The organism is Promicromonospora sp. NPDC050249, assembly GCF_040656015.1.
GTDB lineage: Bacteria > Actinomycetota > Actinomycetes > Actinomycetales > Cellulomonadaceae > Promicromonospora.
This window is the reverse complement of sequence record NZ_JBFAKY010000013.1, coordinates 70,089-93,129: the sequence shown is the minus strand read 5'-3', so window position 1 is coordinate 93,129 and position 23,041 is coordinate 70,089. Positions and strand designations below refer to the sequence as shown.

Annotated in this window: 16 protein-coding genes and 1 tRNA gene; 13 read left to right on the top strand and 4 right to left on the bottom strand. The window is 71.0% G+C overall.

Annotated features, from left to right (window positions below):
• Window positions 1-223 precede the first annotated feature (223 nt).
• The 6 genes from AB0I32_RS12850 to pth all read left to right on the top strand — a co-directional run bounded on the left by AB0I32_RS12850 (window position 224) and on the right by pth (window position 5,934).
• Window positions 224-298 (top strand) — tRNA-Gln (locus AB0I32_RS12850).
• A 34-nt stretch (window positions 299-332) separates the two neighbouring features.
• On the top strand, window positions 333-1,973 hold the full coding sequence (gene glmU, locus AB0I32_RS12845) for a bifunctional UDP-N-acetylglucosamine diphosphorylase/glucosamine-1-phosphate N-acetyltransferase GlmU (RefSeq protein ID WP_357506433.1): 1,641 nt from the start codon (window positions 333-335) through the stop codon (window positions 1,971-1,973).
• Window positions 1,973-2,959, top strand: a complete 987-nt coding sequence (locus tag AB0I32_RS12840) for a ribose-phosphate diphosphokinase (protein WP_116676857.1) — start codon at window positions 1,973-1,975, stop codon at window positions 2,957-2,959. The genes glmU and AB0I32_RS12840 overlap by 1 nt, the downstream gene beginning before the upstream one ends.
• Before the next feature lie 129 nt (window positions 2,960-3,088).
• Window positions 3,089-4,294, top strand: a complete 1,206-nt coding sequence (locus tag AB0I32_RS12835; protein ID WP_357506431.1) for a glycosyltransferase — start codon at window positions 3,089-3,091, stop codon at window positions 4,292-4,294.
• 216 nt (window positions 4,295-4,510) lie between these two features.
• A complete protein-coding gene (locus tag AB0I32_RS12830; protein WP_357506429.1) occupies window positions 4,511-5,110 on the top strand; it encodes a 50S ribosomal protein L25/general stress protein Ctc in 600 nt (199 codons plus the stop codon).
• Between the two features lie 218 nt (window positions 5,111-5,328).
• Window positions 5,329-5,934, top strand: coding sequence for an aminoacyl-tRNA hydrolase (pth, locus tag AB0I32_RS12825; RefSeq protein ID WP_357506427.1), 606 nt, complete (start codon window positions 5,329-5,331; stop codon window positions 5,932-5,934).
• A 78-nt stretch (window positions 5,935-6,012) separates the two neighbouring features.
• Here the strand turns inward: pth and AB0I32_RS12820 are convergent, their stop codons facing one another.
• Together AB0I32_RS12820 and AB0I32_RS12815 are read right to left on the bottom strand one after the other, a co-directional pair.
• Window positions 6,013-7,686: a Coagulation factor 5/8 type domain-containing protein gene (locus AB0I32_RS12820; RefSeq protein WP_357506425.1), complete on the bottom strand. Its 1,674-nt coding sequence runs from the start codon at window positions 7,684-7,686 to the stop codon at window positions 6,013-6,015.
• Window positions 7,687-7,831: 145 nt separating this feature from the next.
• Window positions 7,832-8,929 (bottom strand): acyltransferase family protein, encoded by a 1,098-nt coding sequence (locus tag AB0I32_RS12815; RefSeq protein WP_357506423.1) that lies wholly within the window; start codon window positions 8,927-8,929, stop codon window positions 7,832-7,834.
• A 186-nt stretch (window positions 8,930-9,115) separates the two neighbouring features.
• On the opposite strand from AB0I32_RS12815, the gene mfd reads away from it, so the two are divergent.
• The 6 genes from mfd to AB0I32_RS12785 all read left to right on the top strand — a co-directional run bounded on the left by mfd (window position 9,116) and on the right by AB0I32_RS12785 (window position 17,326).
• The gene (gene mfd / locus AB0I32_RS12810) at window positions 9,116-12,718 is read left to right on the top strand and encodes a transcription-repair coupling factor (RefSeq protein ID WP_357506421.1); all 3,603 of its coding nucleotides are present in this window, start codon (window positions 9,116-9,118) and stop codon (window positions 12,716-12,718) included.
• 120 nt (window positions 12,719-12,838) lie between these two features.
• Complete coding sequence (locus AB0I32_RS12805; RefSeq protein WP_357506419.1) at window positions 12,839-13,774, top strand: ABC transporter substrate-binding protein; 936 nt, start codon at window positions 12,839-12,841, stop codon at window positions 13,772-13,774.
• 191 nt (window positions 13,775-13,965) lie between these two features.
• Window positions 13,966-14,268: a helix-turn-helix transcriptional regulator gene (locus AB0I32_RS12800; protein ID WP_116676849.1), complete on the top strand. Its 303-nt coding sequence runs from the start codon at window positions 13,966-13,968 to the stop codon at window positions 14,266-14,268.
• Between the two features lie 14 nt (window positions 14,269-14,282).
• The gene (locus tag AB0I32_RS12795; RefSeq protein WP_357506417.1) at window positions 14,283-15,536 is read left to right on the top strand and encodes a type II toxin-antitoxin system HipA family toxin; all 1,254 of its coding nucleotides are present in this window, start codon (window positions 14,283-14,285) and stop codon (window positions 15,534-15,536) included.
• Between the two features lie 46 nt (window positions 15,537-15,582).
• Window positions 15,583-16,443 (top strand): tryptophan 2,3-dioxygenase, encoded by an 861-nt coding sequence (kynA, locus tag AB0I32_RS12790; protein ID WP_357506415.1) that lies wholly within the window; start codon window positions 15,583-15,585, stop codon window positions 16,441-16,443.
• Complete coding sequence (locus AB0I32_RS12785; RefSeq protein WP_357506413.1) at window positions 16,436-17,326, top strand: hydrolase; 891 nt, start codon at window positions 16,436-16,438, stop codon at window positions 17,324-17,326. Before kynA ends, AB0I32_RS12785 begins: the two co-directional genes overlap by 8 nt.
• 40 nt (window positions 17,327-17,366) lie before the next feature.
• Here the strand turns inward: AB0I32_RS12785 and AB0I32_RS12780 are convergent, their stop codons facing one another.
• Window positions 17,367-20,783, bottom strand: a complete 3,417-nt coding sequence (locus AB0I32_RS12780) for a discoidin domain-containing protein (RefSeq protein WP_357506411.1) — start codon at window positions 20,781-20,783, stop codon at window positions 17,367-17,369.
• A gap of 206 nt (window positions 20,784-20,989) precedes the next feature.
• On the opposite strand from AB0I32_RS12780, the gene AB0I32_RS12775 reads away from it, so the two are divergent.
• Complete coding sequence (locus tag AB0I32_RS12775) at window positions 20,990-22,219, top strand: aminotransferase class V-fold PLP-dependent enzyme (RefSeq protein WP_357506593.1); 1,230 nt, start codon at window positions 20,990-20,992, stop codon at window positions 22,217-22,219.
• On the opposite strand, the gene AB0I32_RS12770 is transcribed toward AB0I32_RS12775, so the two are convergent.
• A complete protein-coding gene (locus tag AB0I32_RS12770) occupies window positions 22,203-23,006 on the bottom strand; it encodes a serine hydrolase (RefSeq protein ID WP_357506409.1) in 804 nt (267 codons plus the stop codon). The two genes, AB0I32_RS12775 and AB0I32_RS12770, sit on opposite strands and share 17 nt — an antisense overlap.
• Window positions 23,007-23,041: the final 35 nt, after the last annotated feature.

Sequence of the window (23,041 nt, the reverse complement as noted above, 5' to 3'; positions counted from 1 at the left end):
GTGGGTACGTCGGTTGTCGGCGGCCATGGTGCTCATTGTGCCCGAGCGACAGTTCCGGACGTGTCCGGAACGTGCCGGACGGGCCGGTGTGGTCGAACGCGGATGTGGCTGACGACTCGCCGGATACGGGCGGGGGCATGGCTCTGGACCTGGCAGACTGTTCACGGACGTGCGACGGTGGCACACGCCCGCTTCGGGTCACGACGGAGCCGCGCGCGCCCGGTCCGCCTTGGTGTAATCGGCAGCACAGAGGTTTTTGGTGCCTTTAGTCCAGGTTCGAATCCTGGGGGCGGAGCCATCCGGATCTGACGAACCCACCGATCGGAGCACTCGTGACCGAGACACCTCAGCCGGCAGCAGTCATCGTTCTTGCCGCCGGCCAGGGCACCCGCATGAAGTCAGCGTTGCCGAAGATCCTGCACCCGCTCGGCGGCAAGCCGATGGTCGGGCACGCGCTGACTGCCGCTCGTGAGCTCGAGCCCTTGCAGGTCGCCGTGGTGGTCCGGCACGAGCGCGAGCTGGTCGCCGAGGCGATCGGTCAGCTAGATCCCGAGGCGATCCTCGTGGACCAGGACGACATCCCCGGCACGGGCCGAGCGGTGCAGTGCGCCCTCGCGGCGCTCGACGCCAAGGCGCAGGCCGCGGCGGCGGCCGCTGGCATCGCCGACGGCGAGATCGTGGGCGACGGCGTCGAGGGCGCCGTCGTGGTGGTGGCGGGCGACGTACCCCTGCTCGACGGCGCCACGCTCGGCCAGCTCCTGTCGGCGCACCACGCCGACGGCAACGTGGTCACCGTCCTGACCACCGAGGTCGCCGACGCCACCGGCTACGGACGGATCGTCCGGGAGGCGGACACGGGCGACGTCCTCCAGATCGTGGAGCACAAGGACGCGAGCGCCGACCAGCTCGAGATCCGCGAGATCAACTCGTCGGTCTACGTGTTCGACGCCGCCACGCTGCGCAAGGGCCTCGGCGGCCTCGACAGCCGGAACGCGCAGGGCGAGGTCTACCTGACCGACGTCATCGCGTTCGCCCGTACCGAGGGTCTTCACGTGCGGGCGCTGCTCGCCGACGACCCGATGCTGGTCGAGGGCGTCAACGACCGGGTGGCCCTCTCGGTTCTCGCCCGCGAGATGAACCGCCGCATCGTCGAGGAGTGGCAGCGCGCCGGCGTCACGGTCCAGGACCCGGCCACCACGTGGATCGACGTCGACGTCGAGCTCGCGCCCGACGTCACGCTTCTGCCGAACACGCAGCTCAAGGGCGCGACGGTGGTCGCGACCGGCGCCACGATCGGCCCCGACACCACGCTGACCGACGTCGAGGTGGGGGTCGGCGCGACGATCGTCCGCACGCACGGTTCGCTCGCCGTCATCGGCGAGGGCGCGTCCGTCGGCCCGTTCGCCTACCTGCGTCCCGGCACCAGCCTGGGCCGGAAGGGCAAGATCGGCACCTTCGTCGAGACCAAGAACGCCCAGATCGGCGAGGGCAGCAAGGTCCCGCACCTCTCCTACGTGGGCGACGCGACCATCGGCGAGCACTCCAACATCGGTGCGGCCTCGGTGACCGTGAACTACGACGGTGTGCACAAGCACCGCACGGTGATCGGCTCGCACGCCCGCACGGGCGCGGACAACATGTTCGTCGCGCCCGTCACGGTGGGCGACGGCGCCTACACCGCCGCCGGCTCCGTGATCCGCCGGGACGTGCCCGCCGGCGCGCTCGGCGTCACCGCAGGGCAGCAGCGGAACATCGAGGGCTGGGTCGCCCGTCGTCGGCCGGGGACGGCCGCCGCGGACGCCGCGGCGAACGCCCACGGTGGGGCGTCCGGTCTCGGTGATCAGGCACAGCGCCAGCTTGCCCAGCAGAATGCCACCGGGGCGCCCGCCGCCCCGCAGGCCGCGGCCGCCCAGGCCGAGCCGGCCGATCTGGCCCCCGTCCCCGGGGCCGACAAGGAAGGAAAGTCCCACTGATGTCCAGCACCATCGCTCCCGGTCCGAACCGCCATCCGCTCGTCCTCGCAGCGGGACGGGCACACCCTGAGCTGGCGAAGAACGTCGCGAAGGAGCTGGGCATCGATCTGCTCGGCGTCTCCGCGTACGACTTCGCGAACAGCGAGACCTATGTGCGGTTCAGCGAGTCGGTGCGTGGCATGGACCTGTTCCTGCTCCAGTCGCACACGATGCCGGTGAACCAGTGGATCATGGAGCAGCTGCTCATGGTCGACGCCGCCAAGCGGGCCTCGGCGCACTCGGTCACCGTCGTCGCGCCGTTCTTCGGCTACGCGCGCCAGGACAAGAAGAGCCGTGGCCGCGAGCCGATCTCGGCCCGGCTCATCGCCGACCTCTTCAAGACGGCCGGTGCCGACCGCCTGATGAGCGTGGACCTGCACACCGCGCAGATCCAGGGCTTCTTCGACGGCCCCGTGGACCACCTGTGGGCCATGCCGATCCTCGTCGACTACGTGCGCACCCGCGTGGACGTCGAGAACGTCACGGTCGTCTCGCCGGACGCCGGACGCATCCGCGTCGCCGAGATCTGGGCCTCCAAGCTGGGTGGTGGCCCGCTGGCGTTCGTGCACAAGACGCGCGACGTCACGCGCCCCAACCAGTCCGTCGCCAACCGCGTCGTCGGTGACGTGCAGGGCCGCGACTGCGTGCTGGTGGACGACCTCATCGACACCGGCGGCACGATCGCCGAGGCCGTCAAGGTCATCATGGCCGCCGGCGCCAAGTCCGTGACCGTCGCGGCGACGCACGGCGTGCTGTCCGGCCCGGCTGCGCAGCGGCTCACGGAGTGTGGCGCGCGCGAGGTCGTCGTGACCGACACCCTGCCGATCGAGGACGACCGCCGGTTCCCCAACCTCAAGGTGCTCTCGATCGCGCCGCTGCTCGCGTCGGCGATCAACGAGGTCCACTCCGACGGCTCGGTGACGTCGCTCTTCGACGGCAACTCCTGATCCTTCGAGGTTGATCCTTCGAGGTCAGCCCGGGTGTCCGTCCGGGTGCCCGTCTGGGTATACGGTCTGACCCTTGACTCGGACGCGGTCAGCGGAGGACCGTGTCTTGACATCGATCTGGGAGGGTCAGTGACCGTCACCGTCGTGGTGCCCACGTTCAACGAGGGGCCCAACGTCCGGGTGCTCACCGAGCGGCTGTGCGCCGCCTTCGGTGTGCTGCCCGACGACGGTCGGCCCTCGGGTGCCCTCCACGGGCCCGAGGGTGGCCCGGCGCCGATAGGGGTGCCGGACCTGGCGGAGATCCTCTTCGTCGACGACTCCACCGACAACACCCCTGAGCTGATCCGTGAGGTCGCGGCCACCGCACCGGTCCCGGTGCGCCTGCTGCACCGGGAAAAGGCGGAGGGCGGGCTCAGCGGCGCCGTCGTGGCCGGGCTGCGGACCGTCACCACCGAGTGGGCGGTCGTGATGGACGGCGACCTGCAGCACCCTCCGGAGCTCGTGCCCGCGCTCGTCACGCGCGGCCGCGAGGCGGGGCTCGACATCGTCGTCGCCTCCCGCTACACCGGCGACGGCGACGCAGGGGGCCTGGACGGCTGGTGGCGCCACGGTGTCTCGATCGCCTCGGCGCTCCTGGCGCGTTCGATGTTCCCGGTGCGGCTGCGCAACGTGACCGACCCGCTCACGGGCTTCTTCGCCACCCGGGTGGACCGGCTGGACCTCGACTCCCTGCACCCGCGAGGCTTCAAGATCCTGCTCGAGCTCCTCGCCCGCAACACGCTGGCCGTGGGGGAGGAGCCGTTCGTGTTCGGCGAGCGGTACGCCGGGCACTCCAAGGCCACCTTCAAGACCGGCTTGCGCTACCTGGAGCAGCTCGCCGCCCTGCGGTTCGGGCGGATGTCGCGGTTCGCGATCATCGGCGGCTTCGGGGCCGTCCTGAACATCCTCATCCTGTGGGCCCTCACTGGGCTGGGCGTGCACTACGTGGCGGGTGCGGTGATCTCCGCCGTCGTCACGATCCTGACGAACTTCCTGCTGCAGGAGCGGTTCGTGTTCCGCGACCTGCGGAACGAGGGCCGCGGTGTCTGGTCGCGGTTCGCGCACTCGTTCGCGTTCAACGGCACCGAGGCGGCGATCCGCCTGCCCGTGCTGTGGTGGCTCGTCGAGTTCACGGGCATGTGGCCGGTGCTCGTGCAGGCGGTGACCCTCGTCGTGGCGTTCCTGCTGCGCTTCGTGTTCCACGTCCAGGTCGTCTACAAGCCGCGGCGCACGCAGCCGCCGATCGGCGTCACACCGCCTCTCGGTGCGGACCGCGCCGACGAGCGGGTACAGTAGTCAGGTTGCCTCGGCGAGGGACGCTTGACGGCCGCGGCGGGACTCGATCCCGCCAGCACCAGGCCGGCGTCCGTGATCGACTGGGCGGCCGTCGGCGGCCCCTGGAGTTCCCTCCAGCACTCCGTCCCACGGCCCCGCTCCGCGCCCGTCACGTGTCCCGCGCCGACGCAGCCGCCGACAGAGTTGCACACACAGACCTTTCAGGAGTGAATTCCCATGGCCGAGATCAAGCTCGCCGCTGAGGCCCGTACCGAGTTCGGCAAGGGCGCTGCCCGCCGCATCCGCCGGGACAACAAGATCCCCGCCGTCCTCTACGGGCACGGTGGCGACCCGGTGCACGTGACCCTGCCGGGCCACGAGTCCATGCTGGCGCTGCGCCAGACCAACGTGCTGCTCAACATCGACGTGGACGGCAAGGGCCAGCTGGCCGTCGCCAAGGACGTCCAGCGCGACCCGGTCCGCAACACCATCGAGCACATCGACCTGCAGGTCGTGCGCGCCGGCGAGAAGATCACCGTCGACATCTCCGTCAACATCGTCGGCGAGTCGGCCCCGGGCACCATCCACCTCGTCGAGGAGCAGACGCTCTCGGTCGAGGCCGAGGCCACGCACCTGCCCGAGTCCGTCGAGGTCTCCATCGAGGGCCTCGAGGCCGGCGCGCAGATCCACGCCGAGGACGTCGCCCTCCCGGAGGGCTCGATCCTGCTCACCGACCCCAAGGCCGTCGTCGTGCTCGTCACCGAGCCGCGTGGCGAGGCCGGCGACGAGGACGCCGACTCCGCCGAGTCGCCCGCCGAGGCCTCCTCGGAGGGCTGAGTCTCCCGCAGCACCCAGAGCGACCCGGCATGAGCCGGACCGCACCGGGCCGAGGCAGAACCTCCTTCGCGCGCGCACGAGCAGCTTCGTGCGCAGCGCGGGTTCTGCCTCGGCCCGATCTGTTTCCGCTGGTACCCGCTGCGGAATGAGATTCTCTTTCGGGAAGGCCCCAGGAGCGGCTCTCGGGAGGGTCTCCGCCGTCGTGAAAGGAACGTGACATGAGTGACCGGCCCTGGCTCGTCGTCGGGCTCGGCAATCCTGGCCCCAAGTACGCCGGCAACCGGCACAACGTGGGCCAGATGGTGCTGGACCTGCTCGCGGAGCGCACAGGCGCGCGCTTCTCGAAGCACGCGCGGGCGCAGGCGGTCGTCGCCGAGGCGCGGCTCGGCGTGCGTCCCGGGGGAGCCCCCGGGCCCCGCGTGATCCTCGCGAAGCCGACCACCTACATGAACACGTCGGGTGGGCCGGTCAGCGCGCTCGCCAAGTACTACGACGTCGACCCCGAGCAGGTGGTCATGGTGCACGACGAGGTGGACATCCCCTTCGACACGATCAAGCTCAAGATCGGCGGGGGCGAGGGCGGCCACAACGGCCTGCGCGACACCACCAAGGCCCTCGGGACCAAGGACTACCACCGCGTGCGGGTCGGCGTCGGCCGGCCGCCGGGCCGGATGGACACGGCGGACCACGTGCTCAAGGACTTCTCCGCCACGGAGAAGAAGGACCTGCCGATCCTGGTGGACGACGCCGCCGACGCCGTCGAGCTGCTGGTCACCGAGGGTCTGCTCGCCGCCCAGGGGAAGTTCCACCCGGCCAGGGCATGACGCTCGCGGTGGCCAGGGGGGTCGAGACCCAGTTCTCGACCCGCCCGGCCACCGGAGCCGCTCAACCGGCGGCGCGCATCAGTGCGCCTCCGCCCCCGCCCAGGTCGTCAGGTAGCTCTCCGGGCCGCGCGCGAGATCGTCGATGATCTCCAGCCCGCCCACGAGCCGCAGGTCCTCGACGTAGTCGGGCACCAGCCCGTAGTGCGCGACGCCGTCGACGTTGATGTCCCACGTGCGCTCGCCGGTCGTCTGCCGGTCGAGCAGTGTCCCGCCGTCGAACGACCGGAACGGGTAGGTGACGGGGTTGGCTGCGTCGCCCCTGGGCGGCGGGGTGCCGCCGAACCCGTTCATGTCGAACCCGAAGCCGATGCCCGCGCCGTACCGGTCGCGGACGGGCGCGGTGCGCTCGTACTCCTCGACGAACTCGTGGGCTGCGTGGCCGTAGATGGTGGCGAACCCGCCGAGGGCGTAGAGCCGGTCGAGGTACCGCTCGTCCATCCAGGAGTGGGTCGACAGGACGCCGGGGTAGTCGACCTCCTCGAGGATGTCGAGCGTCTGGTCGGCGGCCTTCGCGCTCATGTGGTCGATCTCGACCATCATGTTGCGCTCGACCATGCCGCGGACGGCGTAGGCGCCCAGCCCGCTCAGGCCCTTCGTGTTGCAGAGCGTCCCCGGCGGGTACAGGGGGAGGACGGGCGGCAGGTCGTCCTCCAGCGCGGGCGGGAGCTCGCCGTTGCCCGGGTTGTGGTCGTGCGGCTGGTCGGCGGGGCACGAGCGCGCGTCCCACCAGGTTCCGGTCGAGAGGAACTGGCCGGCGTTGATGATCGTGCCCATGGACCCCTCGTCGAAGCGGACGCCGCACAGCGCGTTGTCGAACTTGTGGCACAGGTACATCGAGCGCACACCCAGGTCGTAGAGCTCGTCGAGGCCTGCGTCGATGTCGGCCCGCGAGCAGTTCGGGATGCGCAGGGTCTGCTTGCAGCCGAACGGCTCCGACGTCTCGACGCCGAGCACGACGGCGAGCTTGCCCTCCTCGATCACCTGGCGGGCCTGCTCGCTGGTGGTCACTACCCGGAACCAGCCCTTGCCCGCCCCGCCGTACTGCGCGTCGACGTAGGCCTGCAGGTCGTAGGTGTCCTGCGCCTGGAGCCGGATCGCCGTCATCTCGTCGCAGCTCTGGTACGTGCCCGGGTTGATGGAGCACAGCAGGCCGTTGGTGACCAGGTCGTTGACCATGATGCGTTGCCCGCCGCGCCAGGCCCGCTCCACCCAGCGGTAGTACATCTGCTGGTGGGTGAGGGAGTCGTGCGCGGGCCAGTCGGCGAAGGTGGGCCAGCCCGTGGTGTCGTGCGTGCCGATGGGGGAGCCGTTCCGGGTCAGGTTCTCCAGCAGGGCGCCGAGCCCGTGCGGCTCGTGCGACGGACAGTCCCGCAGGGCCGTCGCGATCCCCTGCTCCGAGAAGACCTTGCCGCAGACGGCGGAGCCGCCCATGCCGTCCTGCATGAACAGGTGGGTGTGCGCGTCGATGAGGCCGTAAACGGTCCCGTCGGGCCGGGTGCCGGTGAACGGCGTGCCGGTGACGTTGACCTCCGACTCCGGGCTGGGCAGCGTGGGTTCGGCGAGCGCTGTCGCGGCTTGTTCCTTCGTGGCCCGTTCGGGTGCTGCCTGGGCCGGTGCCAGCAGCGCCGTCGCGCTGAGGCAGGCCGCGGTGACCGCGGCTGCGAGAACCGCCGTTCGTCTGATGCGTCGCACAAGACCTCCCGCTGGCCGGGGCGAGGCCAGGGCTCCGCCGGGTCGCGACGGCGCCGTTGCCGCTGCTGAGTTCGACACAATAACAGGACTTGACACATACGGGGTAGATCTTGGCAAAAAGGAACAAGCCACTTCTTGCCGAGGTTCAGCGGGCGGCGCCGGTCAGCCGCCGGGGCGGCGCGAAGAGCCAGCGCGCCCCGATCCGGGGCGCCAAGGCACCGAGCCCCAGTCCGACGGCGATCGCCGCGGCCCAGAGCGCCACCGGCAGCCACTGCGACTGCGGGGCGGGGATCCAGATGGCGTTGCGGTACAGCAGGCACAGCAGCCCGAGCACCACCGACGTGTGCGTGACGAACACCGGCAGCGTCCGCGCTCCGATCCACTGCAACCCGAGTGACCTGGGTAGATACCGGGTGCCGGGCACGCGGGAGGCGAGCACGCTCACAGCCACACCCGCCGGAACGCCCGCGATGTTCGCCAGCAGGTAGAGGCCGGGCACGTCGGCGACGCCCAGCTCCCGCACGGCCACCTGGATCCCGAGCCAGGCGGCGACGGCGCCAACGGCCCACAGCCAGGTGACCCGCTGGGCGAACCGTTCGAGCAGCGACCGCAGGTGCAGTCCACCCAGGAAGAAGAGCAGGAACTGTGCGGTACCCCGCCAGGCGATGCTCTCCGGTTCCCAGCCCGCCAGCGCCCACCCGCTCACGCACGCGGCCAGCACGAGCTGCACGGGTGCGGGCACCCGGCGCAGCGCTCGCGCGATCACGAAGAACGCCGCGAGCGTCCAGAGGAACCAGAGCTCGGAGCGGGGGACCAGGAGCGACCAGGCCAGGTGGCCCCACAGGGTGCCCCAGTCGGCGTCGGCCACCTGGTAGTAGCCGGTGAGCAGGCGGACCGCCAGCGAGATCGGCTCCCACAGCACGAACACCCAGGCGAAGAACAGCAGCTTGCCGCGCGCCAGGCGGGACCACGGCACCGCCGTCCACTTCGCGGCGAACATGCCGGCCACCGCGAAGAAGAGGGGCATGCGCAGGCTGCGCAGCGTCTCGTTCACCTCGCGCAGCACGCTCACCTCGTACCCCGTCGACCACGTCCAGTTGGTCGCGTGGTAGAGCACCACGAGACCGATGGCGAGGCCGCGGGCGGCGTCGGGCCAGGCGAGACGGGCGGGGGTGCGCGGGCCGACGGCGGGGTCGTGCCCCGGCACGTCCGCGTGCCCCGGGGGTCCGTAAGGGGTGAACATCGCGGGTCATCGTACGTGGAGTGCTCCGCTCAAGGGCAGTGGCGTCAAGGGCGGTGGCACGGCGTGCACCGTGGGAGGCACTGTCAGTGTCCGGGAGTAGCCTGGGATCAGCCCCTCACGCCGTCGACCGCACCCGGTCGTGCTCGTGATGGGCCCGTCGTCGTGCGCCCTCGAAGGACAGAACCCATGAACCTCACCGGCCTGCTTCCCACTCTTCTGCGTGATCCCGGCGCCGCCGCTGCCGTGGAGCACGTACGCGCCCGCGGCTTCGCGGACGTGGTGGGTCCGGCGGGCGTGCGCCCGCCCCTGCTCGTCGCCGCGTCCGGGCGGCGCCCGCTCGTTGTGGTCACCGCGACGGGCCGCGAGGCCGACGACCTGGCCGCGAGCCTGCGCAGCTATCTCCCGGAGAACGAGGCCGACGACGTCGCGGTGCTGCCCGCCTGGGAGACGCTGCCGCACGAGCGGCTCAGCCCGCGTGCGGACACCGTCGCCAAGCGCCTCGCCGTGTTCCGCCGCCTGGCGCACCCGGCCGAGGGGCACGGGCAGGCGGGCGCGATCCGGATCCTGGTGATGCCGGTCCGCGCGCTGCTGCAGCCCGTCGTCGAGGGCCTCGGTGAGCTCGAGCCGGTGCAGCTGGACATCGGTGCCACGGCCGACCTGACCGACGTCGCCGAGCGGCTCACCGCAGCCGCCTACACCCGTGTCGACATGGTGGAGCGGCGCGGCGAGTACGCGGTGCGCGGCGGCATCCTCGACATCTTCCCGCCCACGGAGGACCACCCGCTGCGGTGCGAGTTCTGGGGCGACGAGGTCACGGAGATCCGCTGGTTCGCCGTGGCCGACCAGCGCAGCCTGGAGATCGCGGAGCGCGGGCTCTGGGCGCCGCCCTGCCGCGAGATCCTGCTGGACGACGCCGTCCGGGCGCGTGCCGCCGAGCTCGTCGAGACCCTGCCTGGCGCGGTCGAGATGCTCGACAAGCTGGCCGCCGGTGTCGCGGTCGAGGGTATGGAGTCGCTGGCGCCTGTGCTGGTGGACCACATGATCTCCGTCCTGGAGCTCGTGCCCGACGACGCGCTGCTCGTGGTCAACGAGCCCGAGCGCGTGCGCCGCAGGGCCCACGACCTCGTGGCGACCACCGAGGAGTTCCTCGCCGCGGCCTGGACCGGGGCGGTGGCCGGCGGTGCTGCGCCCATCGACCTGTCCGCCGCGTCCTTCGCGACGTTCGCCGAGGTGCGCGAGGTGGCGGCCCGGCGGGGGCTGGGCTGGTGGACGCTGTCGTCGTTCACGCAGGACACGGAGCTGGAGACGGTCGGTGACGACGACCAGCCTGGCGGCACCGGGGAGAACGTGTTCACCGTCAGCGCCCGGGACGTCGAGTCCTACCGCGGGGACCTCGCACGCGCCCTCGACGACGTGCACGGCCTGCAGGTCGCGAGCTGGCGGCTCGTGCTGACCACCGAGGGGCACGGCCCGGCGAAGCGCATGACCGAGCAGCTGTCGGCGGCCGGCACCGCGGCCCGGCTGGCGATCTCGCTCGAGGACGAGCCCGAGCCGGGGGTCGTGCACGTGGTCGCTGGCGGCGTCGGCAAGGGCTTCGTCGCGCCCGACCTGAAGCTCGCCGTCTTCTCCGAGCAGGACCTGACCGGGCGGGCGGGCTCCGGCACGCGCGACATGCGCAAGATGCCCAGCCGACGGCGCAACGTGGTGGACCCCCTCCAGCTCAAGGCCGGCGACTTCGTCGTGCACGAGCAGCACGGCGTCGGCCGGTTCGTCGAGATGGCGCAGCGCACCATGGGCACCGGCGGCAACCGCGCCACGCGCGAGTACCTCGTGATCGAGTACGCGAGCAGCAAGCGCGGCCAGCCGGGTGACCGGCTGTTCGTGCCCACCGACCAGCTCGACCAGGTCACCAAGTACACCGGCGGTGAGTCGCCGTCGCTGTCCAAGATGGGCGGCGCGGACTGGAAGAACACCAAGGCCAAGGCGCGCAAGCACGTCAAGGAGATCGCGAGCGAGCTGATCCGGCTCTACAGCGCCCGGATGGCGACGCAGGGCCACGCCTACGGTCCCGACACCCCGTGGCAGCGTGAGCTCGAGGACGCCTTCGCCTACGTCGAGACCCCGGACCAGCTCGCCACGATCGACGAGGTCAAGGCCGACATGGAGAAGTCCGTGCCGATGGACCGCCTGGTCTGCGGCGACGTCGGGTACGGCAAGACGGAGATCGCCATCCGGGCCGCGTTCAAGGCGGTGCAGGACGGCAAGCAGGTCGCCATCCTGGTCCCCACGACGCTCCTGGTGCAGCAGCACTTCGAGACGTTCTCCGAGCGGTACACCGGGTTCCCCGTCAACGTGCGGGCGCTGAGCCGCTTCCAGTCCGCCAAGGAGTCCGAGGAGACGCTCGCCGGCCTCAAGGAGGGCACCGTCGACGTCGTCATCGGCACGCACCGCCTCATCACCGGGTCCGTCCAGTTCAAGGACCTGGGCCTGGTGGTCATCGACGAGGAGCAGCGCTTCGGCGTCGAGCACAAGGAGACGCTCAAGCAGCTGCGCACCAACGTGGACGTGCTGGCCATGTCCGCGACACCGATCCCGCGCACGCTCGAGATGGCGGTGACCGGCATCCGCGAGATGTCGACGCTGGCCACGCCCCCGGAGGAGCGGCACCCGGTGCTCACCTACGTGGGCGCCTTCGAGGAGAAGCAGATCGCCGCCGCGCTGCGGCGCGAGCTGCTGCGCGAGGGCCAGGTCTTCTACGTGCACAACAAGGTGGAGACCATCCAGCGCACCGCCTCCCGGCTCAACGAGCTGGTGCCGGAGGCCCGTATCGGCGTGGCCCACGGCAAGATGGGCGAGCACGAGCTCGACCGGGTCATCCGCGCCTTCTGGGAGAAGGAGCTCGACGTCCTGGTGTGCACGACGATCATCGAGACCGGCCTGGACATCTCCAACGCCAACACCCTGATCCTCGAGCGCTCCGACATGCTGGGCCTGTCCCAGCTGCACCAGCTCAGGGGCCGGGTGGGCCGTGGGCGGGAGCGCGCCTACGCGTACTTCCTCTACCCGCCGGAGAAGCCGCTGACCGAGACGGCGCACGACCGGCTCGCGACCATGGCCGCCCACACCGACCTCGGCGCGGGCATGCAGATCGCCATGAAGGACCTCGAGATCCGCGGGGCGGGCAACCTGCTCGGCGGCGAGCAGTCCGGCCACATCGCAGGGGTCGGGTTCGACCTCTACGTGCGCATGGTGGGCGAGGCCGTCTCCGCGTTCCGCGGCGACGCCGAGGAGGAGGCGCCCGAGGTCACCATCGAGCTGCCCGTGGACGCGCACCTGCCCGAGTCCTACATCGCCACGGAACGGCTGCGGCTGGAGGCGTACAAGAAGATCGCCACCGCGCACGACGCCGCGGCCCTCGACGAGGTGCGCGCCGAGCTCACCGACCGGTACGGTGCGCTGCCCGACGTCGCGGACGCGCTGTTCGACGTCGCGGGCTTCCGCAACCACGCACGTCAGGCGGGGCTCACGGACATCACCGCACAGGGCAAGTTCGTCCGGTTCGCGCCGGTGAGCCTGCCCGAGTCGGCGCAGCTGCGCCTCAAGCGGCTCTACCCCGGGACCGTGCTCAAGCCCGCCATCCGGGCGATCCTCGTACCGTTCCCGACCACCGCGCGGATCGGCGGACGGCCGCTGCGTGGCACCGAGGTGCTGGAGTGGGCCAGGGGCCTCATCGATGCCGTGATTCTGGCGGACGTCGGGGCGGCGGCTAAGGTCGGCACCAGCGCCTGAGCCCTGGTGTCGCGGCATATGGGCGTAGGTGAAACTCGGATTCACGGCAACTGGCCGGGAACGTATAGGCTCCACCCGCGTAACTCGCTCATCATGTCTTTTTTGTGTGGAGGACCCCGCATGGCTCTCGGACACCGCACGCGTGCGGTCATCGGCTCGATCGCGGCAGCAGCCGCGTTCGGAGCGCTGCTGACCGGTTGCTCGGCCAGCTCGGACGAGACGGCAGGAGCCGCGGAGCAGGTCGAGGTGGATCCGGAGCTGCGCGCGCTGCTGCCCGGTGAGCTGCTGGCCGAGTCCACGCGCATCACCGTCGGTACGGAGTCGGGCTACCCGCCCTTCGAGTACACGAACGAGGCAGGGCGCATCGTCGGGTTCGAGATCGACCTGTTCGACGCCGCCTCGGACCGGCTGGGCCTGAAGTACACGTTCCACGACATGCCGTGGGACTCGCTCGTCGACGAGTTGTACGCGAGCAACGTCGACGTCGTCGCCGCGGCGATGTCGGATACGCCCGAGCGCCAGGTCGACTCCGACTTCGTCAACTACTACAACGACAGCGACGCGATCATGGTCCCGGCCGGGAACCCCGGCAAGATCAAGACACTCGCGGACCTGTGCGGCCGCAGGGTCGCCGTTCTCGGTGGCACGGCGGTCGAGGACTACACGTCGCAGCAGACTGCACTGATCGCCCTCAACGACAACGAGTGCAAGACCAAGCCGGTCACGATCATTCCGTTCGGCACGGACGCCGATGCACTCGCTCAGGTCCAGGCGGGCAAGGCGGACGCCGAGCTGACGCAGTGGTCCACCGGCGTGTACAACGCGAAGCAGATCGGCTCCGGTGACGTCTTCGAGGTCGCGAACACCGAGATCCTCAACCCGACGCCCCTGGGCTTCCGGTTCCTGAAGGGCGACGTCGAGCTGGTCCGCGCCTACCAGGCGGCGGTGCAGAGCATCATCGACGACGGCACGTACGCCAAGATCCTCGCGAAGCACGACCTCTCGGTCGGCGCGCTGGAGACGGCCACCGTCAACAACCAGGCGGCGTCGCAGTGACGCATCGCTGAACGTCGCGCGAGACGGGCCGTCCCACACCGTGGGGCGGCCCGTCGTGCTTTGTCGGGACCGTCCCGACGCTGCTCAACGGCGTCCGCTGCGGCGTTCGCCACGTCATCCCCAGGAATAGTGGTCACCCTAGTGACCATTACGTCGCTCGTCGGTTAGCCTGGTAACCGAAAGGAGCAGTCATGGCCAGAACTTCCCTCCGGACCCGGCGCGATCTCGCCTCACTCGGCGACCACGTCCGGGCCTGGCGCAAGATCCACGGCCTCACGGCCCAGCTCGTCGCCGATCGTGCAGGTATCACGCGCACCACGCTCCGCGCGCTCGAGACGGGCACCGGAACGGTGAGCCTGGAGAACACGTTCGCGGTGCTCCGCGTGCTCGGGGTGGCCGACGCCGTCGTCGGCGCGACCGACCCGCTGACCACCGAGATGGGCAGGTTCCACGCAGAACGGGCCCTGCCACAGCGGGTAAGAGTTCCAAGCTGAGAAGGTGAGCCGCATTGTCGATACATGTCGAGGTCGAGCTGCCGGGCGGCGGACAGACCCGTGCCGGTGACCTCGACATGCACCTCAACCGGGGCGGCGCCCTGGTCGGCTGCACGTTCCGCTACGACGACGCCTACCTGCGTGACGCGCGGGCGTACGCCCTGTGCCCGGAGCTGCCGCTGACGCCGGGGAACATCCCGTCCGGCAGCGACCGGCCCCTGTTCGGCGTCCTCGCGGACTGCCAGCCGGACCAGTGGGGCCGCACCCTGCTGTTCAACGCGGAGCGGCGCGCCGCTCGCGCGGAGGGCCGCGGGTTCATGACCCTCACCGAGGTGGACTTCCTGCTCGGCGTGCAGGACGAGACCCGCCTGGGGGCGCTGCGCTTCTCGCTGGACGACGGCAAGACGTTCATGGGCCCCCCGCGGGCGGAGGTACCCGACCTGGTCGACCTGCCGTCGCTGACGGCCGCGGCGGACGCCGTCGCGCAGCACCGGGAGACCGACCACGACGTGCGGCTCCTGGTCGCGGCCGGGACCTCGATGGGCGGGGCGCGACCCAAGGTGACGGTGAAGGACAGCGCCGGTGACCTGTGGATGGCCAAGCTTCCGGAGAGCGGCGACCGGTGGGACGTGCAGGCCTGGGAGTACCTGACGCTGCGGCTGGCCTCGGACGCGGGCATCGAGGTCCCGGTGGCGCGGCTGCACCGCATCGGCCCGGCGCGGTCCATCCTGCTGACCCGCCGGTTCGACCGGCGGCCGGACGGCGGACGCATCGGCTTCCTGTCCGCCGACAGCCTCACGCAGAAGGCGTTCTTCGAGGTCATCGACTATCGGACGCTCGCAGAGACGCTCGCGGACCACTCGGGCAGGCCGGCCACGGACGGCCACGACCTGTTCCGCCGGGTGGCCTTCACGCTGCTCGTGCGCAACGTGGACGACCACATGAAGAACCATGGCTTCCTGCGCCGCTCCGACGGCTGGTCGCTCTCCCCGCTCTTCGACGTGAACCCGAACCCGTTCGCCGTCGCGGAGTCGACGCCGCTGCGGCCCGGTGACACGCGCATCGACCGGGATGTGCGGGTGCTGCTGGCCACTGCGGACTCGTACGGCCTGCGGCAGGAGGATGCCCGGCGGGTGCTGGCCGAGGTGGCGGGCGCGACGTCCGGCTGGTCGCGCGTGGCGCGCGACATGTCGCTGCCGTCCGAGGAGATCGCGCTGATGGCGGAGGCGTTCGAGAACCCGAACCGGGACGAGGCGCTGGCGGCCTGACCTGCGGGCATGCCTGAGCGGGGCAGCGCGGCGTTACGCTCCAGAGGTGACTGGTAATACTCGGCCCATCGAGGCCTCCATCCGCACGGACTTCCGCGACGAGATGGACTACGGCTCCTACCTGGGGCTCGACGCGCTCCTTTCGGCACAGCACCCGATGAGCGACCCTCCGCACCACGACGAGCTGCTGTTCATCATCCAGCACCAGACCACCGAGCTGTGGCTCAAGCTGGTGGTGCACGAGCTGCGCGCCGTCCGCGGATTTCTCGACAGCGACGACCTGTCACGGGCGCTCAAGGGCCTGGCCCGCGTGAAGCACATCCAGCGCACCATCACGGAGCAGTGGTCGGTGCTTGCCACCCTCACACCCAGCGAGTACGCCGAGTTCCGGGGGTCGCTGGGGCAGTCGTCGGGCTTCCAGTCGCACCAGTACCGCGCCGTGGAGTTCCTGCTGGGCAACAAGAACGCCGGGATGCTGCAGGTGTTCCGCGACAAGCCCGAGGTGCACGCGCTGCTGGCGCAGCTCCTGGCCGAGCCCACCGTGTACGACGCGTTCCTGCGGCTGCTGGCCCGGCGCGGGCATCCGGTCCCGGCCGAGATCCTGGACCGCGACGTCACCCAGGCGTGGGTCGAGCACCCGGAGCTGATCAAGGTCTTCAAGACGATCTACGAGGACCCGCACGGCAACTGGGAGCTGTACGAGGCGTGCGAGGACCTGGTCGACATCGAGGACGCGTTCCAGCTGTGGCGGTTCCGCCACCTGCGCACCGTGCAGCGGACCATCGGCTTCAAGACCGGCACCGGTGGGTCCAGCGGCGTCGGCTTCCTCAAGCGGGCCCTGGACCTGACGTTCTTCCCCGAGCTCATCTCGGTGCGTACCGAGATCGAGGGCCCGCTCGGTGGGTGACGGCGTCATCGGGAGCGTTCCCGACAGCGTGCCGGAGGTGACGCTCCCCGGCGTCGTCGACCGCCATGTGCACCTGGGCCTGGTCGATCGCGCGCTCCTCGCGGACGGCCGGGTCACCGAGGTGCACGACCTGGGCTGGGACCCGCGTGAGGTGGCCGCCTGGGCGGCCGACCCGCCGTCGGGCACCCGGGTGCGGTACGCCGGGCCGTTCCACACCGCGCCCCGCGGGTATCCCACCGGGCGGTCGTGGGCCCCGGACGCCGCGGTCCGGCACGTCGCGACGCCGCGCGAGGCCGCCGAGGCGGTGGCCGACGTCGTCGCCGCGGGCGGGTTCGCGGTCAAGGTGGCGCTGCACGCGGGTATGCCGCTGCTGCCCGACGACGTCCTGGCGGCGCTGGTCTCGGCGGCGCGGTCGGCGGGGGTGCCGGTGCTCGTGCACGCGGAGGGTGACGGCCAGGCTCAGCGCGCGATCGACGTCGGCGCGGACACACTGGTGCACGTGCCGTGGACCGAGGTGCTGCCTGACGAGGTGATCACGCGTGCGGCCCGCATGACCTGGATCTCGACCCTGGGGATCCACGACGCGCCGGGCAACTCGGCCGGCCTGGAGCGTGCGCTCGACAACGCGCGACGCTTCGTGGCGGCGGGCGGGAGGCTTGTCTATGGCACCGACATGGGCAACGGCCCGACGCCGGTCGGTGTCAACGAGCGCGAGATCGAGTTCCTCGGCGAGGCGGGCCTGGAGGGGGAGGCGCTGCGCCGGGCGGTCCTTGGACCGCCGTCGGCCCCCGCGCTGGCAGCACCCCTCCCGCTCCCGGAGACGGCAACGGACCTGATCGCCTGGCTCCGCGCCTCCCGCCGCCTCCCCCGTTCGCCGAGGTAGAGCGTGCGTCCGCGACACACGCTCTACCTCGGGGAAGGGGTTAGTTGCGGGTGATCGTGAACGTCGACGTCGGGTTCTCGATGTCGCGGAAGTTGTTCGAGAACGTCAGGCCGTTGAACGTCGCCGACCCGACGGCCGGGCCCTGCCCCTGTTCCGGCATCGGGTTGGCCCAGATGCCGTAGCCCGATCTCGCGTCGTACTGGTCACCGCTGCGCTGGGCACCGGTGATCGACACGTCGGTGAACACCGTGTCCCGGATCGGGTTGACCGGCTGCCCGCCGATGTACTGGGTCTGGAACATGATCCCGGAGTACGTCGGGTCCACGATGTCGAGGTCGTTGACCCGGATGGCGGTGAACGTCTTCGACGCCGAGAACAGCCACACCGCCGGGAACACCTGGGCGCCCCAGAAGTGCCCGCCGGAGCGCACCACGGAGATGCCCTCGAAGGTGGTCGGCGCGGGGCCGAACCCCTCCATCGGGTACCCGAAGTCCAGCGAGCTGATGGTCACGCCGGAGTAGACGAGCGTGTCCGCGATGTAGATGTTGCGGAACGTGTTGTCCTGCCCGCCGTAGACCGCGAGGCCCGCGGCGCGCCAGGTGTTGGTGGACGTCAGGTTCTCGAACACGTTGCCCCGCTGGCCGCTGCCACCGGCGTCGGTGGCGGCGAACAGCGCGAACGAGTCGTCGCCGGTGCCGCGTGCCTGGTTGTTGTGCACGTGGTTGTTCGCGCTGCCGTTGGTCATGTTCAGGGCGTCCGCGAACGTGTTCCGGATCCGGGAGTCCTTGATCTCCGAGCCGTCCATGTTGGCCGCCCAGAACATGCAGATCATGTGCTCGACCCAGATGTTGTCGATGGTCATGTCGGACACGTTCGCGAAGTCGAACACCTTGCCCGGGCCGTCGATCCGCGAGGTGTAGTTGCCAAAGTAGGCGAAGTCGCGGAACGTCGAGCCGTTCGCCGTGCCCTCGGCCCGGAACCCGATGTCCGTGTTCTCCTGCGTGGCCGGCGCGTGGAAGCGCGTGAACCACGGCCCGGCGCCCACGATGTCGACCGCCTTGCCGTAGACCTGGAACTTGCTGGCGGTCTGGTAGTCACCGGCGGGGAGGTAGACGCCGGCCAGGTTGCCGGTGGTGTCCATCCGGAACCGGTCCAGCGCGTTCTGCACGTCCTGGTGCGTGAAGCCCGTGGGCTGGATGTACCGGGCGGGGTCCGGGTTGGCCTGCGCCGTCACCTGCTCCAGGTCGACGAAGTCGACGGTGTACGTGCTGGTGTTGCTCGCGGTCTTCTGCAGGCGGATGGTGTGCCCGGCCTGGACGGTGGTGCCGAGCAGGGCGTTCGCCTCGTCGTAGATGTGCCGCGGCGCGCCCTGGCCGGGCTGGTTGCCCGGACTGGCCTCGTTGCCGTAGAGCCACGCGTACCGCGAGGTCAGGTCGATGTTCTTGAGGAACTGACCGTCCACGTACACAGCGAGCGTGGAGTTGGTGCCACCGCCGCCCGCGGCATCGGGCATGGAGAACCGCACCACCAGGGAGTTGGTGGGCGCGCGCGTGGTCCACTGGACGTAGGAGCCGGTCTGGCCGAGGGTGACGGCCCTGCGGCCGGACGCCTCGCCCGCGAGGTCGCCGACCACTCGGTTCGGCCCGACGGCGACCGCGCCGCCGCCGGTCACGCCGTCCTCCGCCTCGTAGGTGTCGAACGGCATGTTGGCACCGCGGCCGATGAACAACGACTGCGTCGCAGAGTTGTTCGCGCGACGCGCCTCGACCTCGGTCGCGTCGGGGGCAGCGGTGATCGTGACGTCGTAGGAGCCGTTGGCGGCCGGCCAGGTGCCAAGGTTCACGCTCTGGCTGGTGGCGCCGGCGGCGATGGCGCCGGAGATCGAACCCGTGAGGGTGCGCACCGTCGCTCCCGACGAGTTCTTCACGACGACGGTGAGGCCGTGCGCCCCGGAGGAGGTGGCGACCGTGCCGCGGTTCGCGACCGTCGCCGAGAAGGTGACGGTCTCGCCCGCCGCCGGGGTGCTCGGCGTCCACGACACGGTCGGGACCAGGTCGGAGCTGGCGATCTGGGCGACCACCAGCGGATCCGGGCCGACGTACTCGTTGTCGCTCTCGGACTGCTCCGGAACGGTGTTCGACGGGTCGGCCACGGCACCGATCTCGTAGGAGCCGGCGGGCAGCGCCCCGACGTTCGCGCTGACTGTTGCCGTGGCGCCGGCGGCGAGCGCGCCGACGGGGACGGTTGCCTCCGTCTCGCCGTCGACGGTGAGCGCGACGTTCGTCGCCGGCGACCCCAGCGTCCCGATGTTCCGCACGGTGGCGGACAGCGTGATGTTGCTGGACTCGGTCGGCGTCGCCGGGTTCGCCGAGACGCCCGTGACCGTGAGGTTCGGGCCGGCTGCCGGTACGCCGAACACCTGGACCTCGGCCACCTGACCGTTACCCGAACCGGTGTTGCCCGTGAACCGCAGACGCACCTCGCGCGCGGTACCCGTGACCGGGACGGTCACCGTGTTGCCCGTTGCGGGGGAGAAGGCTCGTGCGGCGGACGGCGCGAGCGTGGCCCACGCGTCACCGGACCCGGTGCGGCCCTGCACCTCGAAGGTCTGGGTCCGTGGTCCCCAGGCCGTGGCCGGCGGCAGCTTCACGACGACGTCGCTCAGTGTGGCCGCGGACTCCAGCGTCACCGCGAGCGTGCTCGGGTACTGGCCGCCCGCACCCTCCCAGTAGGTCGACGTGTTGCCGTCGTTGGCGTTGCTCGCCACGTAGTTCCACTCCGTGGACGACGCCGTGATGGGGCGGCCCGGAGCGAGGTCGGTGCCCTCTACCGGCTCCTCCGGGTCGGGAGCGTCCCGCGTGCCGCGCACCTCGAGCTCGGAGAGCTGGCCCGCGGACCAGCCGGTGTTCGCCGTGATCGCGATGCGCACGTAGCGCGCCGCCGTGTTCGGCACGTCGATGGTCACGGTGTTGCCCGAGGCCGGGTCGAAGCGCCGCTGGGCGCTCGCGGCGAGCGTGGTGAAGGACGCGCCGTCGGCGCCGGCCTGCACCGTCAGGGTCTGGGTCCGTGCCTCCCAGCCGGTGGGGAGCTTGAGGACCACCTCTTCGACGGTCGCGCCCGTACCCAGGTCCACCTGCGCCCACTGCGGGAGGGCGCCGTTCGTCGACTCCCAGTAGGTCGCCTGGTTGCCGTCGGTCAGGTTGCCGGCAAGGTAGGGCGCGTTGTTGCTGCTCGCGGCTGCGGGCGCGCCCGCGGAGAGCACTACGGGAGCGGCGGCTGCCGTCACCGGTGCGAGGCCCGCAGCGGTGAGGGCCGCGGCAGTGAGCACTGCCAGGAGCGCGGGAGCTCGTCCCGGTCTGGGCCCGAGGCCCGTTGCGTGGCGTGGCGTGGCGTTGCGGAACATCGTCGTCCCCGATCTCCCGTCGGCGTTGACGGGGTTCGTCGTCGGATAGATCATCGGTACTTGCCGTGTCACTGTTGATAAACGCGCAGTGCCTTGTAGAGTTTTTGCGCTGGAGCGGTACGGACTTTACTGACGGTGCGGTTGGGCCGTCAAGGGTCCGACGCCGCTGCCTGGATCGGCCGAGCCGGTGCAGGACGTACGCTCGGGCCGAAGCCGATCGACCTGGAGCCTTCGTGACCGTCCCCGCCGCATCCGCCGCAATGCCCGTGAACCTGCCCGCCGCGCTGCGCGAACGCGCCGCCGCACTCGACGCGGGCGACGCAGTCGCCCGCTACCGCGACCTCTTCGCCCCGAGCGAGGGCCTGATCGCCTACCTGGACGGCAACTCGCTGGGCCGGCCGCTGACCGCCACGCGCGCGCGGCTCGCCTCCTTCGTCGACGGGCCGTGGGCGGCGCGTCTGATCCGGTCCTGGGACGAGGGCTGGATGGACGCGCCGACCGAGCTCGGCGACACCCTCGGCCGCGTGGTGCTGGGTGCGGCGCCGGGGCAGACCGTCGTCGCCGACTCCACGACGGTGCTGCTCTACAAGCTCGCCCGCGCCGCGGTCGACGCGCGCCCCGGGCGCCGCGTCATCGTCGCCGACACCGAGAACTTCCCCACCGACCGGTTCGTGCTGCAGGGCATCGCCGCCGAGCGCGGCCTGGAGCTGCGCTGGATCACGCCGGACGCCGAGGCGGGCGTGACAGCTCAGGACGTGGCTGCCGCCGTCGGGCCGGACACCGCCCTGGTCCTGCTCAGCCACGTCGCCTACAAGTCTGGGTACGTCGCGGACCTCCCGGCGATCACACGGATCGTGCATGACGCCGGGGCGCTCGTCCTGTGGGACCTGTGCCACTCCGCGGGCTCGGTCCCGCTGGACCTGGACGCCGACGGCGTGGACATCGCCGTCGGCTGCACCTACAAGTACCTGAACGGCGGGCCGGGGTCGCCCGCGTTCGCCTACCTGGCCGCCGGCCTGCAGGACGAGGTGCGGCAGCCGGTCCAGGGCTGGATGGGGGCCGCCGACCCGTTCGCGATGGGTCCGGAGTACGAGCCCGCGACCGGGATCCGCCAGCTCATCAGCGGCACGCCGCCGGTGATCGGGATGCTGCCCATGCGCGACATGCTGGCGCTCGTCGAGGAGGCAGGCATGCCGGCGGTGCGCGAGAAGTCCCTGGCGCTGACCGGGTTCGCGATGGAGATCGCGGACGAGTACCTGGCCGGCGTGCGGGTGGCCTCGCCGCGCGACCCGGAACGCCGGGGGAGTCACATCATGCTCGACCACCCGGACTTCAAGCGCGTCGTCGCGGAGGCGTGGGCGCGCGGCGTCGTTCCGGACTTCCGCCCGCCGCAGGGCCTGCGCGTGGGCCTCTCCCCGCTGAGCACGAGCTTCACGGAGGTCGCTGAAGGCCTGTGGGTCATCCGGAACATCCTCAACGGGGGCGCGTAGGCAGCAGCGCCAGCGCCAGGGCGCCCACGGACTTGAGGGTCTCCTCGGCCGCCTGTTCGTCGTAGCCCCGGGTGCACACCGAGATCACCAAGGCGTCCGGACCCGGCTCGCCGACGAACGCGACGTCGTGCCGGATGCCGTCCACCCAGCCGGACTTCGAGCCGAACGGGACGCCGTGCGGTACGGCAGCGGTGAGCTGGCGGTCGGTCTGGCGGCCGAGCATCGCGCACATCCACGCGGTCCGTTCCGGACTCGCCAGCCTGCCCGTGACCAGGGCGGACATGAGGAGGCACAGGTCGGCCGCCGTCGTGCGGTGCGAGGCGCCCGCCTGTTCCGCTGCCAGGTCGGAGTACTTGCGGCCGAAGACCGAGTCGGCGGCGCCGGCGTCGGCGAGGGCCTTGTTCACGGCGGGCAGACCCACCCGCTCGGTCACGATGTTGGTCGCCTCGTTGGACGAGACCACGATCATGCGTTCGACGACGTCGCCCAGCGGCATCGGGGTGCCGTCCGGCGGCAGGCCGCTGTCGACGTCGTCGGGCTCGATCGTGTACTCGCCCGCGCCGGGCACCTGCGAGGTGAACGTGCGGGTGGCGGTGCAGGTCTCGGCCAGGCTCGCCGTCCCCGCGTCGAGCGCGCGGGCCGCCGCCACCAGCACTGCTAGCTTCACCGTCGAGGCGGCGTAGAAGTCCAGCCGGTCCTGGCGCGCGGCCAGCACCTCGCCCGACGCGCGGGCGATCCGGTAGGCCACCACCGGCACCCCGTCGCTGTGCGTCCCTTTCGACACCATCCGGTTCGGTCCCCTCGTCGATCCTCGTCCTGCAC

What these genes read in the sequence shown, in the direction of transcription:
- AB0I32_RS12840 (WP_116676857.1), top strand. Translation starts at nt 1,973, where the DNA reads ATGTCCAGCACCATCGCTCCCGGTCCGAACCGCCATCCGCTCGTCCTC.
- AB0I32_RS12830 (WP_357506429.1), top strand. Translation starts at nt 4,511, where the DNA reads ATGGCCGAGATCAAGCTCGCCGCTGAGGCCCGTACCGAGTTCGGCAAG.
- pth (WP_357506427.1), top strand. Translation starts at nt 5,329, where the DNA reads ATGAGTGACCGGCCCTGGCTCGTCGTCGGGCTCGGCAATCCTGGCCCC.
- AB0I32_RS12815 (WP_357506423.1), bottom strand. Translation starts at nt 8,929, where the DNA reads ATGTTCACCCCTTACGGACCCCCGGGGCACGCGGACGTGCCGGGGCAC.
- mfd (WP_357506421.1), top strand. Translation starts at nt 9,116, where the DNA reads ATGAACCTCACCGGCCTGCTTCCCACTCTTCTGCGTGATCCCGGCGCC.
- AB0I32_RS12805 (WP_357506419.1), top strand. Translation starts at nt 12,839, where the DNA reads ATGGCTCTCGGACACCGCACGCGTGCGGTCATCGGCTCGATCGCGGCA.
- AB0I32_RS12800 (WP_116676849.1), top strand. Translation starts at nt 13,966, where the DNA reads ATGGCCAGAACTTCCCTCCGGACCCGGCGCGATCTCGCCTCACTCGGC.
- AB0I32_RS12780 (WP_357506411.1), bottom strand. Translation starts at nt 20,783, where the DNA reads ATGATCTATCCGACGACGAACCCCGTCAACGCCGACGGGAGATCGGGG.
- AB0I32_RS12775 (WP_357506593.1), top strand. Translation starts at nt 20,990, where the DNA reads ATGCCCGTGAACCTGCCCGCCGCGCTGCGCGAACGCGCCGCCGCACTC.
- AB0I32_RS12770 (WP_357506409.1), bottom strand. Translation starts at nt 23,006, where the DNA reads ATGGTGTCGAAAGGGACGCACAGCGACGGGGTGCCGGTGGTGGCCTAC.